14 protein-coding genes are annotated in these 14,927 nt (G+C 60.8%); 9 read left to right on the forward strand and 5 right to left on the reverse strand.

The window, feature by feature from the left end; all coding sequences use genetic code 11:
* Positions 1 to 150: 150 nt before the first annotated feature.
* The 4 genes from H0V34_04940 to H0V34_04955 form a co-directional block, all read right to left on the reverse strand.
* Positions 151 to 900 (reverse strand): triose-phosphate isomerase, encoded by a 750-nt coding sequence (locus H0V34_04940; GenBank protein MBA2491069.1) that lies wholly within the window; start codon positions 898 to 900, stop codon positions 151 to 153.
* Positions 901 to 1,133: 233 nt separating this feature from the next.
* The gene (glmM, locus tag H0V34_04945) at positions 1,134 to 2,516 is read right to left on the reverse strand and encodes a phosphoglucosamine mutase (GenBank protein MBA2491070.1); all 1,383 of its coding nucleotides are present in this window, start codon (positions 2,514 to 2,516) and stop codon (positions 1,134 to 1,136) included.
* 169 nt (positions 2,517 to 2,685) lie between these two features.
* The gene (gene ftsH, locus H0V34_04950) at positions 2,686 to 4,617 is read right to left on the reverse strand and encodes an ATP-dependent zinc metalloprotease FtsH (protein ID MBA2491071.1); all 1,932 of its coding nucleotides are present in this window, start codon (positions 4,615 to 4,617) and stop codon (positions 2,686 to 2,688) included.
* A 137-nt stretch (positions 4,618 to 4,754) separates the two neighbouring features.
* Positions 4,755 to 5,375, reverse strand: coding sequence for a 23S rRNA methyltransferase (locus tag H0V34_04955; GenBank protein ID MBA2491072.1), 621 nt, complete (start codon positions 5,373 to 5,375; stop codon positions 4,755 to 4,757).
* Positions 5,376 to 5,468: 93 nt separating this feature from the next.
* Here H0V34_04955 and H0V34_04960 point away from each other — a divergent pair, with 93 nt between their 5' ends.
* The 7 genes from H0V34_04960 (at position 5,469) to H0V34_04990 (ending at position 12,229) form a co-directional block, all read left to right on the forward strand.
* Entirely contained in the window at positions 5,469 to 7,115 is a 1,647-nt protein-coding gene (locus H0V34_04960; protein MBA2491073.1) for a peptide ABC transporter substrate-binding protein, read from the forward strand.
* Positions 7,116 to 7,117: 2 nt separating this feature from the next.
* Complete coding sequence (gene oppB, locus H0V34_04965; GenBank protein ID MBA2491074.1) at positions 7,118 to 8,032, forward strand: oligopeptide ABC transporter permease OppB; 915 nt, start codon at positions 7,118 to 7,120, stop codon at positions 8,030 to 8,032.
* A gap of 8 nt (positions 8,033 to 8,040) precedes the next feature.
* On the forward strand, positions 8,041 to 8,931 hold the full coding sequence (locus H0V34_04970; GenBank protein MBA2491075.1) for an ABC transporter permease subunit: 891 nt from the start codon (positions 8,041 to 8,043) through the stop codon (positions 8,929 to 8,931).
* Between the two features lies 1 nt (position 8,932).
* Positions 8,933 to 9,910, forward strand: coding sequence for an ABC transporter ATP-binding protein (locus tag H0V34_04975; protein MBA2491076.1), 978 nt, complete (start codon positions 8,933 to 8,935; stop codon positions 9,908 to 9,910).
* Between the two features lie 17 nt (positions 9,911 to 9,927).
* The gene (locus H0V34_04980; protein ID MBA2491077.1) at positions 9,928 to 10,926 is read left to right on the forward strand and encodes an ATP-binding cassette domain-containing protein; all 999 of its coding nucleotides are present in this window, start codon (positions 9,928 to 9,930) and stop codon (positions 10,924 to 10,926) included.
* A 37-nt stretch (positions 10,927 to 10,963) separates the two neighbouring features.
* Positions 10,964 to 11,683 (forward strand): DUF1461 domain-containing protein, encoded by a 720-nt coding sequence (locus H0V34_04985; protein MBA2491078.1) that lies wholly within the window; start codon positions 10,964 to 10,966, stop codon positions 11,681 to 11,683.
* Positions 11,684 to 11,959: 276 nt separating this feature from the next.
* Entirely contained in the window at positions 11,960 to 12,229 is a 270-nt protein-coding gene (locus H0V34_04990) for a helix-hairpin-helix domain-containing protein (protein MBA2491079.1), read from the forward strand.
* A gap of 199 nt (positions 12,230 to 12,428) precedes the next feature.
* Here the strand turns inward: H0V34_04990 and H0V34_04995 are convergent, their stop codons facing one another.
* Entirely contained in the window at positions 12,429 to 12,572 is a 144-nt protein-coding gene (locus H0V34_04995) for a hypothetical protein (protein MBA2491080.1), read from the reverse strand.
* A 526-nt stretch (positions 12,573 to 13,098) separates the two neighbouring features.
* Here H0V34_04995 and H0V34_05000 point away from each other — a divergent pair.
* Positions 13,099 to 13,920: a hypothetical protein gene (locus tag H0V34_05000; protein ID MBA2491081.1), complete on the forward strand. Its 822-nt coding sequence runs from the start codon at positions 13,099 to 13,101 to the stop codon at positions 13,918 to 13,920.
* Positions 13,917 to 14,927, forward strand: a 1,011-nt coding sequence (locus tag H0V34_05005) for a hypothetical protein (GenBank protein ID MBA2491082.1), incomplete at its 3' end; no start/stop codon positions are given. The genes H0V34_05000 and H0V34_05005, both read left to right, overlap by 4 nt.

The following is a 14,927-nucleotide window of genomic DNA, read 5'->3' on the forward strand; positions in this document are numbered from 1 at the left end:
GCAATCTGCCGGTAACGCCAACCCCATGACAAACGCAGACTCAACTCCGCACGCTCCGACCGCGTCAATCTCGTATACCTTGCCATGCAACACCTCCGGTCTCACCATCATAGGCGTTGCACTAGAACCTTGAGACCACCTTGTAATTCATCAGGCCGCGCTGCATATTTTTAGAAATTCCTGGGCATTCAGCGAAGCGCCGCCGATGAGTGCGCCGTCTATATCCGTCTGCGAGAACAGCTCGCGGGCATTGTCAGCCTTTACGCTGCCACCGTACAAAATCCGCACCTGCGAAGCGATATTGCCGTCCAGACCGGCGAGGTGCGCGCGAATGCCGGCGTGAACCGATTGCGCCTGCTCTGGCGTCGCCGTCTTGCCGGTGCCGATGGCCCATACGGGCTCGTAAGCGATCACCGCACGCCCGAACGCGGCAATCCCCGCCAGTTCCAGCACGGCGTCCAACTGGCGTTGAACGACTTGTTCGGTCAGGGCCTGTTCGCGTTGCTCCAGCAGCTCGCCGACGCACAGAATCGGCGTAATGTCCGCGCGCCGCGCGGCGGCAAACTTTTGTGCGATCAGCGCGTCGCTTTCGCCATAAACGTGACGACGCTCGGAGTGCCCCACGATGCAATACTTCACATCGAACTCGCGCAACATGGCAGCGGCCACCTCACCGGTAAACGCGCCAGAGGCCTGATCGCTTACGTCCTGCGCGCCCAGTGCGATACCCGTGCTAGCAAGCCTTGACCGCACTTCAGGCAGATATACGAACGGCGGACATACCGCCATTTCGGCGAGGGCGTCGCCGCCGGCGCCGGCAATGATAGTGTCGACCAGCGCCCGTATGCTTGTCAGGGTGCCGTTCAATTTCCAGTTGCCGGCAACTAACGGGCTACGCATTGGACCCTTTGCCTAAAAATTAATAATGCCACGTTAAAGATCAGGATTTATCCACCTGGACATGTTGCTTCAGGAGTTAAAAGATCCCAGAAATCCCGCGGCGGCGGTGCGGCTATGCGCGAGAGTATAAACGTTCACCATTTGGCAACAGCGATGATTGATGAATTCAGCAACCTCAAAAAGTCGCGAAGCTTACGCGCGTCCAGGTAACGCTTCAAGAGGAGATCGGCGCGTCACGCAATTCTGGCCGCGGGCGCCACCGTCCCGGATGAGGTGGCTTGCCTGGCTGCATCGCGCACGCTTGCGGCGATGCGTTCGGCGATCTGCCGCACGCGCTCTACATCGCGCCCTTCAACCATCACCCGCACCAGGGACTCAGTGCCAGAGGCGCGCAACAAGACGCGCCCGCTCTCTCCGAGATCGCGTTCGGCCGCCGCTACAGCCTGCTGGACCGACCCCGATGTCCGCACATTGAAGGACTCCACGATCGGTACATTGATAAGCGTCTGGGGGCATTTGGTCATCCCGGCCTTGACTTCGTGCAGCGTGCGGGACGTCGCGACCATTACGTGCAGCACCTGCAAGGCCGAGACGATGGCGTCACCGGTGGTGGTTCGGTCCAGACTGATGATGTGGCCCGACGACTCCCCGCCAAGCAGCCACCCTTTCCGTTGCAGCATCTCCAGCACGTATCGATCGCCGACCGCCGCGCGGTCGAAGGGTATGGCGGCCGCGGCGAGCGCCTGCTCCAGGCCCAGGTTGGACATCAATGTGCCGACCACACCGCCGCCCAGGGACCCCTCCTGCTGCTTGGCGTTCGCGATGATGTAAAGGAGTTCGTCACCGTCCAGCACCTCGCCGCGATGATCCACCATGATGAGTCGATCGCCGTCGCCATCAATGGCTACACCGGCGTCCGCCTGATGTTCCAGCACTGCCGCGCACAAAGCCGCGGGCGCGACTGCCCCGCAGTCTTCATTGATATTCAGGCCATCAGGCTCGGTTCCCAGCGCCACAACATCCGCGCCGAGTTCCTCGAACACGGCCGGCGCGACGTGATAGGTGGCGCCGTGTGCGCAGTCGACGACGATTTTTTCGCCACGCAGCGCCGTGGTGAAGGGGATTGTGCGCTTGCAAAACTCAATATAACGGCCCGCCGCGTCCACCAGCCGCTCGGCCTTGCCCAGCTGGTCCGGCGGCACGAGCTTCATGGGCTCATCCATGCGCGCTTCGATCTCGGCCTCGACCGAGTCCGGCAGCTTCAGCCCCTCGTGAGAGAAGAATTTCAGGCCGTTGTCGTAATACGGATTGTGCGACGCGCTGATTACGATGCCGGCTGACGCGCGCAAGGTGCGGGTTAGATAGGCAATACCGGGTGTCGGCATGGGGCCCAGTAGGTTGATATTCACGCCGGCGGCCGATAATCCCGCCTCCAGCGCCGACTCCAGCATGTAACCGGAAATGCGCGTGTCCTTGCCAATCAACACCATGTGTCGACCACCGGCCGCGAGCACGCGACCGGCCGCCCAGCCCAGCTTGAGCACGAATTCCGGGGTCATCGGATGCTGGCCGACACGCCCACGAATACCGTCCGTGCCAAAATAGCGCTTGCTCATTCTTCGATTCTCCCCAAGCTGTTACCTGGTATTTATAGATCAATTCAGCGCGCCTTCGTGGCGGAAATCAGCCGCACAAAACAATAGCCCCGGTGTGAACACAACCGGGGCTTCAGTTCTTGCAATAAACAGCACGATCGCTCGTGACGCGCGGATCCAACGACGTTCGTTAATGCGAGCTGGCGGGCCCGCCGATCTTGCCGCCTTCCTTGCCGTCCGGTTTTGGCTTGTCCGCTTGCTTGCCCGCCGCGCTGCCCGATCCCGGCTCGTCGTCGCGCCAGTCGCGGGGTGGTCGCGGTTCACGGCCCGCCATGATGTCGTTGATCTGCTCGGTGTCGATGGTTTCATATTTCATCAACGCCTGCGCCATGTTGTGCAGCGTTTCGACGTTGTCTTTTAGCAACCGCTCCGCACGCTTATAATTCGAATCGATAATCCGGCGCACCTCTTCGTCTATTGCATGCGCGGTTTCGTCCGACAAAGTCTTGTGCTGCGTTACCGAATGGCCCAGAAACACCTCGCCGCGTTCTTCGCTGTATGCGAGCGGGCCCATCTTGCTCGACAGGCCCCACCTCGTCACCATGTTACGGCCGATCTCGGTGGCGCGCTCGATATCGTTGGAGGCGCCGGTCGTCACACGCTCGGCGCCGAAGATCAGTTCTTCGGCGATGCGTCCCCCGAACAGACTGGACAACTGGCTCTCCAGACGCTGCTTGCTGTAACTGTATCGATCGTCCTCGGGCAGAAACATGGTTACACCCAGCGCGCGCCCACGCGGGATGATGCTGACCTTGTAGACGGGATCGTGCTCCGGCACCAGCCGCCCGACGATCGCGTGTCCCGCCTCATGATATGCCGTGAGTTTTTTCTCATCCTCGCTCATCACCATGGACTTGCGCTCGGCGCCCATGATGATCTTGTCTTTGGCGCGCTCAAATTCAGCCATCTCCACCGACGCCTTGTTGGCGCGCGCCGCGAACAACGCCGCCTCGTTAACCAGATTGGCGAGATCCGCGCCGGAGAACCCGGGCGTGCCACGCGCGATCAGATCAGCCCGTACGTCATCGGCGATCGGCACCTTGCGCATGTGGACTTTAAGGATCTGCTCGCGGCCACGCACATCTGGCAACGGCACCACGACCTGACGATCGAAACGCCCCGGCCGCAACAGCGCCGGGTCGAGCACGTCGGGACGGTTGGTGGCCGCGATGACAATAATGCCCTCGTTGCCTTCGAAGCCGTCCATCTCCACCAGCAACTGGTTCAGGGTCTGCTCGCGCTCGTCGTGACCGCCGCCCAGACCCGCGCCACGCTGACGACCGACGGCGTCGATCTCGTCGATAAAGATAATGCAGGGTGCGTGCTTCTTGGCCTGCGCGAACATGTCGCGCACGCGAGAGGCGCCCACGCCCACAAACATCTCGACGAAGTCGGAACCCGAGATGCTGAAAAACGGCACTTTTGCCTCGCCCGCGATCGCCTTCGCCAGCAGGGTCTTGCCGGTGCCTGGCGAGCCGACCATCAACACGCCGCGCGGGATTTTGCCACCCAGCTTCTGGAACTTGCCGGGATCGCGCAGGAATTCGACCAGTTCGACGACCTCTTCTTTCGCTTCTTCCACACCGGCGACATCGCTGAAGTTCAGCTTGACCTGATCCTCACCCATGAGGCGCGCCTTGCTCTTGCCGAACGACATGGCGCCGCGTCCGCCACCGCCGCCCTGCATCTGACGCATGAAGAAGATCCACACACCGATCAGCAACAGCATAGGGAACCAGCTGATGAGGATATCGACCAGCAAGGAGCGCTGGTCGGGCGGACTGGCCTCAATTTCCACCCCGTTGGCCAGCAGATCGTTGATCAGCTGCGGATCGTCGGGCGGCGTGTACGTGGTAAAGTTTTCGCCGGACACGGTTTGACCGCTGACGGTGCGATCGTCGATCTCCACGCGCTCCACGTTGCCGCTCTTGACTTCGCCGATGAACTCGGAATAGGAAAGCGCGGTGGGACCGGTGTTGCGGGGACTGAAATTATTGAATACGGACATCAGCACCACGGCGATGACCGCCCATAAAATCAGATTCTTCACCATGTCGTTCAAAGTAACACCTCAGTATCGATGAGCCGCTGCCGAGGCTCGAAACCATCCGGGATGAGGCAGGCGCCGATCATTATGACAATATCCCAAACGGGCGCTGTAATGTCCTGTCAAGCTGGACAAACAACTGTTTGACACTACTACAACCGGTAGTTCTTCGCCACTACGTACACTTCGCGGCTCTGCGACCGTGAAGCCCCTGGCTTGCGCAACGCGACCTTGCCGAACGATTGCCTGACCAGGGAGACATAAGCGCTGAAGCCTTCGCCCTGGAACAGTTTCACCACGAAATCACCACCCTGCTTCAGCGACTCCCGGGCGAGCTGCAGACTCCGTTCCGCCAGGTCCATCGCCCGCGGCTGATCGATTGCCATCACCCCCGTAAGATTGGGCGCCATGTCGGACATTACAAGGTTAACGCGCCGGGAACGCAGCTTTTGCAGGAGGTGTTGCAGAGCAGAGTCGTCGCGAAAATCCACCTGCACGAACTCAACTCGGGACAGCGGTTGCATCGGCAGTATATCCAGCGCGATGATTTCACCTGCGCCTCCGACACTTTTCGCGGCATACTGGCTCCAGCCGCCGGGCGTCGCACCCACATCCAGCACGCGCATGCCGGTGCGGAAAAGATGGTCGCGCCGGTCGAGTTCTTCCAGCTTGTACACCGCGCGCGATCGCCAGCCTTCTTCAAACGCGCGGTGCGTGAAATGGTCGGCCGCGTGCTGCCGATGCCAACTGCGCGCACGCCTGGCGCGCGTCATGATTCGGCCGAAAAACTAATGCGCATTGGATAATGATACACTCACGCGCCAATGACTGCTAACCCATTGTTCGATCTGCGATTCCGGCATTCGATGCGCCGTTGCGCGGTAGTCCTGGCGACGCTTGCCACCTTGGTCGTCAGCAGCTGCGATCCAGCGCGGCAGGCCGTCAATCAACCGGAAATCACAGCCGCGGGTGAAACTGTCCTGCGCAAGGGCAACGGCGCGGAGCCGCAGACGCTCGATCCACACCGCGCGCAGGGGGTGCCGGAGGCCAATATCCTGCGCGATTTGTACGAGGGGCTGGTGTCCGAGAATCCGGACGGCAGCCTCGCGCCAGGCGCGGCGGCGCGCTGGGATATCAGCGCCGACGACAGGATTTACACGTTCTATTTACGCAAGGGCGCGCGCTGGTCCAGCGGCGCGCCGCTGACCGCCGATGATTTTGTGTACAGTCTGCGGCGCGCGGTAGATCCCGCCACGAGCTCCAGTTACGCGGCGATTCTCTCGCCGATCCAGCACGCCGCGGCCATCATCGAGGGCAAGGTTCCGCCCGAATCATTAGGCGTGCGGGCGCTCGACTCGCACGTGCTGAAAATTACGCTGGAATCGCGCACGCCATATTTTCTTGGTCTCCTGACACACACCACCACGTATCCCGTCTATCGCCCCGCCGTTGAGCGGTTTGGAGCGGCGTTCACACAACCCGACAACAATGTCAGTAACGGCGCCTATACTCTTGACGAATGGGTCGTCGCCTCGCACGTCACGTTACGTCGCAATTCACGCTATTGGGATGCTGCGAACACAGGTATCGGCATCGTTAAATACTACGGGATCGACGATCAGGAGGCCGAACTGCGCCGTTACCGCGCCGGCGAACTCGACCTGACATCGACCGTGCCGCTGGGACAACTGGAATGGGTGCGCGAGCACCTGCGCGACGAATATCGGGCGGCACCGTATCTGGGCACGTACTACTACGGGCTGAATCTTACCCGGCCGCCGTTCAAGGCCAATCGCGCCTTGCGCAGGGCGCTGTCGCTGGCGATTGATCGCGATATTCTGGTCGGGAAGGTCACGCGCGGCGGCGAGCTAACGGCGTACGGCTGGGTGCCGCCCGGCATCGAAAATTACAGTGGCGAGACCGTTGCCTATGCCAACTGGCCTCGGAGCAGGCAGATTCGTCGGGCCCGGCGGCTTTACCGGCAAGCCGGCTATTCACGCGCGAGCCCGCTCAGGCTGGAGATCCGCTACAACAGCAGCGACGCGCATCAGAAAATCGCGGTGGTGATCGCAAGTATGTGGGAGCGGGTGCTGGGTGTGGACACGACCCTGGTCAACGAGGAATGGAAAGTGTTTCTGCAAAACGTGCAGCAGCGGCGCGTCACGCAGGTGTATCGGGCCGCGTGGATCGGCGACTACAACGATGCGTATACATTCGCGGAACTGCTGCATTCGCGTTTCGGGCTTAACGGAACCGGCTACGCCAGTGCACGCTACGACCGGCTGCTTGCGCAGGCAGCCGGAGAAACCGACCCGCAACACCGCCGCGCGCTGCTGCAACAGGCCGAGCGCGTGCTGATCGCCGACCACGCTCTTATTCCACTTTATTTCTATGTCAGCAAACGGTTACAGAAGCCGTACGTCAAGGGCTACGAGGACAACGTGATGGATCATCATTACACTAAAGACCTGCGCATCGAAGTGCCGGCCAAAACAGGTGAGCCGCGCGACTGATCATGCTGAGTTATGCGCTGCGCCGGGCCATCGCGGCCATACCTACGCTCTTTCTGCTTGTTACCCTGGCATTTTTTCTGATTCGACTGGCGCCCGGCGGGCCGTTCGACACCGAACGGCAGTTGCCCCCGGCAATCGAGGCCAATCTGCAACAGCGCTATCATCTGGACGAGTCGCTGCTCCAGCAATATGGACGCTACTTGTGGGGCATCGCGCGCGGCGACTTCGGGCCGTCGTTCCAGTATCCGGACCTGACCGTCACGCAATTGATCGCCGCGGGGTTTCCCGTCTCGTTTACCCTCGGAGGATGTGCGATGGCGCTCGCCCTGGTCGCGGGGGTCGGCTTTGGCGCCATCGCCGCCGTCAATCACAACGGCACCGTGGACTACGTGGTGATGACCATAGCCATGCTGGGGATCTCAATGCCGAGTTTTGTGCTGGCGCCGCTCTTGATTCTCTGGCTGGCCGTATACCATGGCTGGCTGCCCGCGGGCGGGCTGGAAAGCTGGCGGCATTTCATTCTGCCGGTGATCACCCTGGCGGCCGTGCAGATCGCATATATCGCGCGGCTCATGCGCGGGTCGCTTATCGAAGTGCTCAGCGCGCCGTTCATCCGCACCGCGCGGGCCAAGGGGCTGCCCATGCGCGCGATATTCCTGCGCCACGCCGCACCGGCCGCACTGGCGCCGGTCGTGTCCTATCTGGGACCCGCCACCGCGGGCATCGTGACCGGCTCGGTGGTGATCGAGACGATATTCGGCATTCCCGGCCTGGGCCGCCATTTCGTTAACGGCGCGCTTAACCGCGATTACACGCTGGCACTTGGTGTGGTGCTGTTTTACGGGCTGCTGGTGATCGTGCTCAATCTTATCGTGGACCTGCTGTATGCGTGGCTGGACCCCCGCGTGAAATACTGAACACCGGCATGCGCGGCCTCGATGATGCGTTGGAAGACGCGGCTCGCCTGCACGGCGGCGGTCTGTGGGGCGATGCGTGGCAGCGCCTCAGGCGCAACAAGGCCGCCGTCGCGAGTGTGCTGGTGATGGCCGCGCTGACCATTACGGTTGTCATCGGCCCGTGGCTCAGTCCTTATCAGCCCGCCCAGCTCGACTGGACGCACATGTGGTCACCGCCATCGCTCATCGATGGCCATCTGTTCGGCACCGACAGCCTGGGGCGCGATCTGTTCGTACGCACCTTGCATGGCGGAAGGGTGTCGCTGCTGGTGGGCGCGGTATCCACCATTGTCAGCCTGGTCATTGGCGTGGCCTATGGCGCGTTGGCGGGCTACCTCGGGGGCCGGGTCGACGCGATCATGATGCGCGTCGTCGATATCCTTTACGCGATGCCGTTTCTGTTTTTTGTCATCTTGCTGATGGTCTTTTTCGGCCGCCATCTGGTGCTGATCTTCGTCGCGATCGGCGCGATCAACTGGCTGGACATGGCGCGCATCGTGCGCGGACAGACCTTGTCGCTGAAATATGCCGCGTATGTCGACGCCGCGCGCCTGGCAGGCGCTAGCGGCGCGCGGATCATTCAGCGGCACATCGTGCCCAACCTACTGGGCGTGATCGCTGTGTATGTGACCCTGACCGTGCCGCAGGTCATTCTGGTCGAATCATTCTTGAGCTTTCTGGGCCTTGGTGTTGAGCCGCCTGCCACCTCCTGGGGCGCCCTGGTCAACGAGGGCGCGCAAGAGATGGAAACCGCGCCCTGGCTGCTGATCTTCCCCGCCGCGTTGCTGGCTGTAACGCTCTTCTGCTGCAACTTTATTGGCGACGGCCTGCGCGACGCGCTGGACCCCAAGGATCGCTGACATGAACGGACAGCCCTTGTTGAAGGTGAGAGATCTGATCGTCGAGTATCCGACGCGAGAGCGCGTGCGACGCGCGGTCGATAAGATCAGCTTCGACGTGTATCCGGGGCTGGCGCTGGGCGTGGTCGGCGAATCGGGCTGCGGCAAGAGTCAGACCATGCTGGCGCTGCTGGGTTTGCTGGATCGCAACGCCCGTGTGCAGGGAACGGTGCGCTATAAGGACCAGCAATTGATCGGGCTGCCCGCGAGGCCGCTGAATCGTATTCGTGGCGCCAGGATCGCGCTGATCTTTCAGGATCCGATGAGCGCGCTGAACCCGCATTTAAGGATCGGCATGCAGCTTGACGAAATGTTAAGCACGCATACGCAGCTTAAGGCGAGCGCAAGGCGGGTGCGAATAATCGAGATGCTTAGATCGATGCGTCTGTCGGACCCGGCGCAATGCGTCAAACGCTTCCGGCTTGAGCTGTCAGGCGGTCAGCGGCTGCGGGTGATGATCGCCATGAGCCTTTTGTGCGAACCGGATATTCTCATCGCCGACGAGCCGACTACTGCGCTGGACGCGACCGTGCAGGCCGACATACTGGCGCTGCTGGGCGAAATCATGCACAAGTCGAACATGTCGCTTGTGCTGATCACGCACGATCTGGGCGTGGTCGCCGGGATCTGCGAGCGGGTGATGGTGATGTACGCCGGAAGAGTGGTGGAATCCGCGCCCGCCGAGGCGATTTTCTACAATCCACAGCATCCTTATACGCAAGGCCTGCTGGCGTGCTCCGCCCGCATGACGTGGCGTCGCGACGATGTCCTGCCGACGATTCCCGGCCAGCCCCCGAACTCCGGATCGCCCGCGGCAGCCGGCTGCCGCTTCGCGCCGCGCTGCCGTCACCGCTTCGAACGTTGCGACCGGGAGACACCCGAGCTGGTTGTGTGGCGCGACGGACACGCGAAGGCCTGCCATCTTGAGCAGGTACCGTGAGCGCGGCGTTGCTGGTCGTGCGCGGGTTGCGGGTAAGCTATCCATTGCCGGCGAACCGGCCGTGGCGGCGCGCCCAGCACATCAGAGCGGTCGACGACGTGGATTTCGATCTAAGGCCGGGAGAGACATTAGGCATCGCCGGCGAATCCGGGTGCGGAAAGTCCACCCTGGCGCGCGCGCTTACCGGGCTGCAACCGATAACCTCCGGCAGTGCCAGGCTGTTGGGTACGGAGCTGAACGGACTCTATCGCGCAGGCTGGCGTGCCCTGCGCCGCGACGTGCAGATGGTGTTTCAGGACGCGATTGCAAGCCTCGATCCGCGCATGACGATTAGCGCAATTATTGCCGAACCGCTAATCAATCTTCACCCTCGGATACCGAGCACTGAGCGCCGCGATCGCGTCCTGGATATGGCTGAGCAGGTCGGCCTCACGGCACGTGATCTGCACCGTTATCCGCACGAGTTTTCGGGCGGTCAATGCCAGCGCATCGGCATCGCGCGCGCGCTGGTGGCGCGCCCGCGCCTGCTGATCTGTGACGAACCGGCAAGCGCGCTGGACGTCTCTATCCGCGCTCAGATAATCAATATGCTCAAAGGATTGCAGGATAAACTTAATCTCTCCATGATCTTCATATCCCACGATCTGGCGGTGCTGAAGAGTATCAGCCATCGCGTACTGATCATGTACCTGGGCAAAGTCATGGAACAGGCCCACTGCGAAGAACTCTTCGCTGACCCCGCGCACCCTTACACGCGGGCGCTGCTGTCGGCCGCGCCGCGCGCGGACCCGCGACAGGAACGTGCGCGGCGCCGAATAACGCTGGATGGCGAACCGCCGTCGCCGACCGCGTCGCCCACCGGTTGTGTGTTTCATGCGCGCTGTCCTTGGGTCGCGGCGCGCTGTCGAAGCGAAATCCCTGAGCCGCATCGTTTCACCCTACGCAGGGTTGCCGCCTGCCACTATGTCGGCACCCTGGGCGACGTGCCCGTGCGGTGCGGCGATGAGGGGCGATGAAATGATCGCCCGCCGGACAATCTCCGAACCGCCGCGAATGGCCACCAGGTACACGACCTCGCCATGGATCGTATATATTTTCGCGGCGCTCTTGAGCACCGCTTATGTTGCCTGGCTGGCGCTGGCGCAGGTCAATTTTCTATACCCGGTTTGGCATGATCTGATCGGCATTGATCTTACTATCGAAGTCTATGGCCCGCGGAATCGCTATCGGCAGGGCTTCGAGCTGACGTCCAAGTCCGAACGCAGCCGGCTGTTTGCCGGCATCGTGGACGCCATTCACGGCCGCGGCGCCGGCCTGGACAAGCTTGTCTACCACGATAACGAAGGCCGCGCTCTGGGGACGCTGTTACGAGAGCCGGAAATCGTGCACCTTAAAGATGTCGCGGCGCTGGTCGATGCCTTCAGCTGCGCCGGCATAGTCGCGATCATCGCGGCCGCCGCGCTATTGCTGAACATACACAAACGCAGACTTGCCCCGCCCCCCGCAAAGTCGCTGCTGCCCGGCTTGCTCGTGCCCATAGTCGCGCTAGCCGCAGCAATTCTCGTCGCCGGGCCCGTGAACGCGTTTTACTGGCTGCACACCGTGGTCTTTCCAGCCGGACACCAGTGGTTTTTTTATTATCAGGATTCCCTCATGTCCACCATGATGATGGCGCCGGTCCTGTTTGGATACATCGCGCTCGTCTGGACGCTGCTGACATTGTTGCTGCTGACCGTCTGCATCGCGCTCGGACAACGTATTAGCCGTGTGTAAAGCGTATGGGGTCAATGCTCGATCTCATGCATCAGGCGCTTGCGTCGGTTACCAAATGTGTAGAGACGGATAAGAAGAGTGCGGGTGAGATGTCATCATTAACCGCCAGTCGCGTAAATGCGCCTAACGGTCCAATCCAGACTGCCGCGGATCGAGATTATTGCCTAGCATCGTGATTGCCTCGCGGATGTATGTTTAACCACCCTTTTCGGGCAAACATTCCGTTGGCAACCGCCTGGGGCGCATCCGCATACACCTTATATCAAGGAGATAGCCATGTTATTTCGAAAGTACCTGATTAGCGCACTATTCATGTTGTTTGCTTCAGTAGCCGCCGCCGAGTCGATCAACATCAACAGCGCCGACGCGCAAGGCCTGGCAGAACTTAAGGGCGTCGGGCCTGCCAAAGCTGCCGCAATTATCGCGGACCGTGACGCGAACGGCCCGTACGGCTCAGTGCAGGAGCTTGACCGCGTAAAAGGCATTGGTCAAAAGACGATTGAGATGAATATGGAAATGCTATCGGTCAGCGACGAGGCTGAATAACCTCCAGACCCAGTCGTAACTTAAGTGAAGAAGGGCGGCGCGCCAGGCCGCCCTTCTTTTTGCCCACCTTCCCTGCGCCTTCGCGGGTCGACTCCATTCGACCTCGCTGACGGGGGCCGCAGATCCGACACCGTTCCTTGACTCCTTGTCGAGTCCGATCCTTCCTCTATTAACTCTGCAGCAAGTCGATTATTGCGTGTTAACGACAATTAACATCCGAACGCGCCTCGGATATCACGACCTCCGCGGAAGTGCCGATGGGTAACAGGCCGCTGACCGGCGGCAACAGACCACCCACCGGGTCGATCTTCAGACGCAATGCGGCGACGTTGATTTCTCCCATGTTGCGCCTCGTGGCCTTGTCCTGCCATTAGCGACCAGCTTTACGCCGGGAACCTCCGGCACCTTGACGACGGTGTTCGGCGGAAACGCAGCCTGACTGCTGACCAGGCGGTTGTTGATACGAAGATTCTCGATGATCGAATCACCATCGACGGAAGCTCTGCCACTTGCAGTGCACCTCGCGCTTGTATCCGCCTCGATCAAATCAGCCTAGATCACCAGCGTGGCGCCGACTAACAGATTCAAATCCGCCACGAAGGCCCGAGCGTTAGTCTCAATAATACTGACAGATATTTTTATTATCCGTAACAAATAGTTGGCTGAATAAATGAAGAACTGCATGCCACCGCTCCAGACCATTAACATGGATGGGCGCCGGTCTCGGCAATGATGTCAGTTCAAGGCGCTCGCGTAACGGGATTTACGGGATTACAATCCCGCGAATGGGCGTCACGTCAAACAGGCCCCTATTACCTTTGAGGAAAACCGCTACATTCTGGGCTAGCTATGGGATACAATTCCCTACTATGAAGGGAAATCTGAAGAGTCGCCTCACGACAGCGTGCCGACACTTGTTGCGGCCGCTGGTCAGTCTGCTGCTGCGCTACGGGATGGCCTACGGCGAGTTCGCCGAGGTCGTGAAGTCGGTTTACGCCGAGGTCGCGCGCGAAAATTTTACGCCCAAAGGGGACAAACCTTCCGACTCGCGCGTCGCAATCATCACGGGGCTGACCCGCAAGGAGGTCAAGCGGCTGCGGGAGGCGGGCATCGATACCAAGGCTTCCAGTAACGTCAATCGAGCGACGCGGGTGTTATCCGGCTGGTATCAGGATGCCGAATTTACTGGCGACGACGGCCAGCCGCTGCCCTTGCGACTGGAGGGAACCGGCATCAGTTTTTCCACGCTGGTCCGCCGTTATAGCGGCGACATGCCACCCAAGACAATGCTGGAAGAATTGCATCGCGTACACGCGGTGGACCGTGCCGACGATGGCTACATTCACGTGTTAAGCCGTGCTTATCTGCCCGATTATGACGATCCGTCCGGCATCAACGAATTCGGCGTCGCCCTTCATGATCTTGTCGCGACGATCGACCACAATCTCAACCCTCAGCGCGAAGGCGCTTTGTACTTTCAGCGCATGGTGGCGAACGAGCGCGTAAGGGTGCGCTCCTTGCCTGTATTCAGACGCATCGTCGGCGAACGCGGCCAGCAATTGCTGGAGACGCTGGATGACTGGCTGAATTTGCATGAAGTCGACGACGCCAAGGCCGATGATAAGCATGCGCGCACCGGCGTCGGTATATATTTCTTTCAGGACTCGGACCAATCAGAGACGAAAAAATGAAGATTGTTGTCAGCAAACATGCGCGTCTGAACGCGGTCGTCGTTGCCGCCGTTATCCTGCTTACCGCCTGCGGCGGCGGCGGCGGCCAGTTGGCCGGCATCTCGGGCACGGGCATCACGTCTTCGGGAACGGTGACTGGCTTTGGCAGTGTGATTGTCAACGGCGTGGAGTTTGACACCGGCGGCGCGAAGATCATCGTGGACGGTAAACGGGCGAGCCCGGCCGCGTTGCGCGTGGGGCAGATCGTGACCGTTACGGGCGTCTTGGAGACAGAGACAAGCGGGGTCGCGGAGACGGTCGTGTTCAATCGATTGCTGGACGGCCCCATAGCCGCCAAAGATTCCGCAAACAGGCTTGTAACCGCGCTAGGCCAAACCGTGCTGATCGACGACACAACGCGCTTCGACGGCGTCCGGTTCGCCGATCTGGCGGAACAGAATCTGATCCTGGTAAGCGGTTTTATCGACGAGAACGGCAACGTCGTCGCCACCTACATGCGGCGCGGCGCCGTGGTCTTTGATTTCAATACCCGGATCGATGTCGAAGACACGCTGAGTAATCTCAACATGGCCGCCCAAACCTTCGACGTCGGCTCGTTATCGGTCAACTACGGAGGCGCGGACATTAATGAGGCCGCCGGCGCGCTTCGAGAAGGCGCTACAGTCGAGATCTTCGGCATGCTGTCGGCGCAAACCGGCATCCTCACGGCCGACAGCGTTACGGTGATTGATCCAATTCTGGCCGCACCGGGCACGCGCGTGGAATTGGAGGGAATCATCGCCAACTTCGCCGGGCGCGCCGATTTTACTATCGGTGGTCAGCCGATAGATGCCTCGGCAGCCGTCCAAGAAGACAACACGGGCCAGACGCTGGGCGTGGGCGTAACGCTTGAAGTCGAGGGCGTGATTGCCGACGACGGGGTGCTCGTCGCCGAGAGTTTCGCTATCCGGCCGTCCAGCGATATCCGGATCGAAGCTGCTGCCGATGCGGCAACGACGGCACAACAC

This window comes from Gammaproteobacteria bacterium (assembly GCA_013696315.1).
Lineage (GTDB): Bacteria > Pseudomonadota > Gammaproteobacteria > JACCYU01 > JACCYU01 > JACCYU01.

Coding starts and splice junctions, on each gene's coding strand:
- glmM (MBA2491070.1), bottom strand. CDS start 2,516: ATGAGCAAGCGCTATTTTGGCACGGACGGTATTCGTGGGCGTGTCGGC.
- H0V34_05000 (MBA2491081.1), top strand. CDS start 13,099: ATGAAGGGAAATCTGAAGAGTCGCCTCACGACAGCGTGCCGACACTTG.
- H0V34_04955 (MBA2491072.1), bottom strand. CDS start 5,375: ATGACGCGCGCCAGGCGTGCGCGCAGTTGGCATCGGCAGCACGCGGCC.
- H0V34_04995 (MBA2491080.1), bottom strand. CDS start 12,572: ATGGGAGAAATCAACGTCGCCGCATTGCGTCTGAAGATCGACCCGGTG.
- H0V34_04960 (MBA2491073.1), top strand. CDS start 5,469: ATGCGCCGTTGCGCGGTAGTCCTGGCGACGCTTGCCACCTTGGTCGTC.
- oppB (MBA2491074.1), top strand. CDS start 7,118: ATGCTGAGTTATGCGCTGCGCCGGGCCATCGCGGCCATACCTACGCTC.
- H0V34_04990 (MBA2491079.1), top strand. CDS start 11,960: ATGTTATTTCGAAAGTACCTGATTAGCGCACTATTCATGTTGTTTGCT.
- H0V34_04940 (MBA2491069.1), bottom strand. CDS start 900: ATGCGTAGCCCGTTAGTTGCCGGCAACTGGAAATTGAACGGCACCCTG.
- H0V34_04985 (MBA2491078.1), top strand. CDS start 10,964: ATGGCCACCAGGTACACGACCTCGCCATGGATCGTATATATTTTCGCG.
- H0V34_04975 (MBA2491076.1), top strand. CDS start 8,933: ATGAACGGACAGCCCTTGTTGAAGGTGAGAGATCTGATCGTCGAGTAT.
- H0V34_04970 (MBA2491075.1), top strand. CDS start 8,041: ATGCGCGGCCTCGATGATGCGTTGGAAGACGCGGCTCGCCTGCACGGC.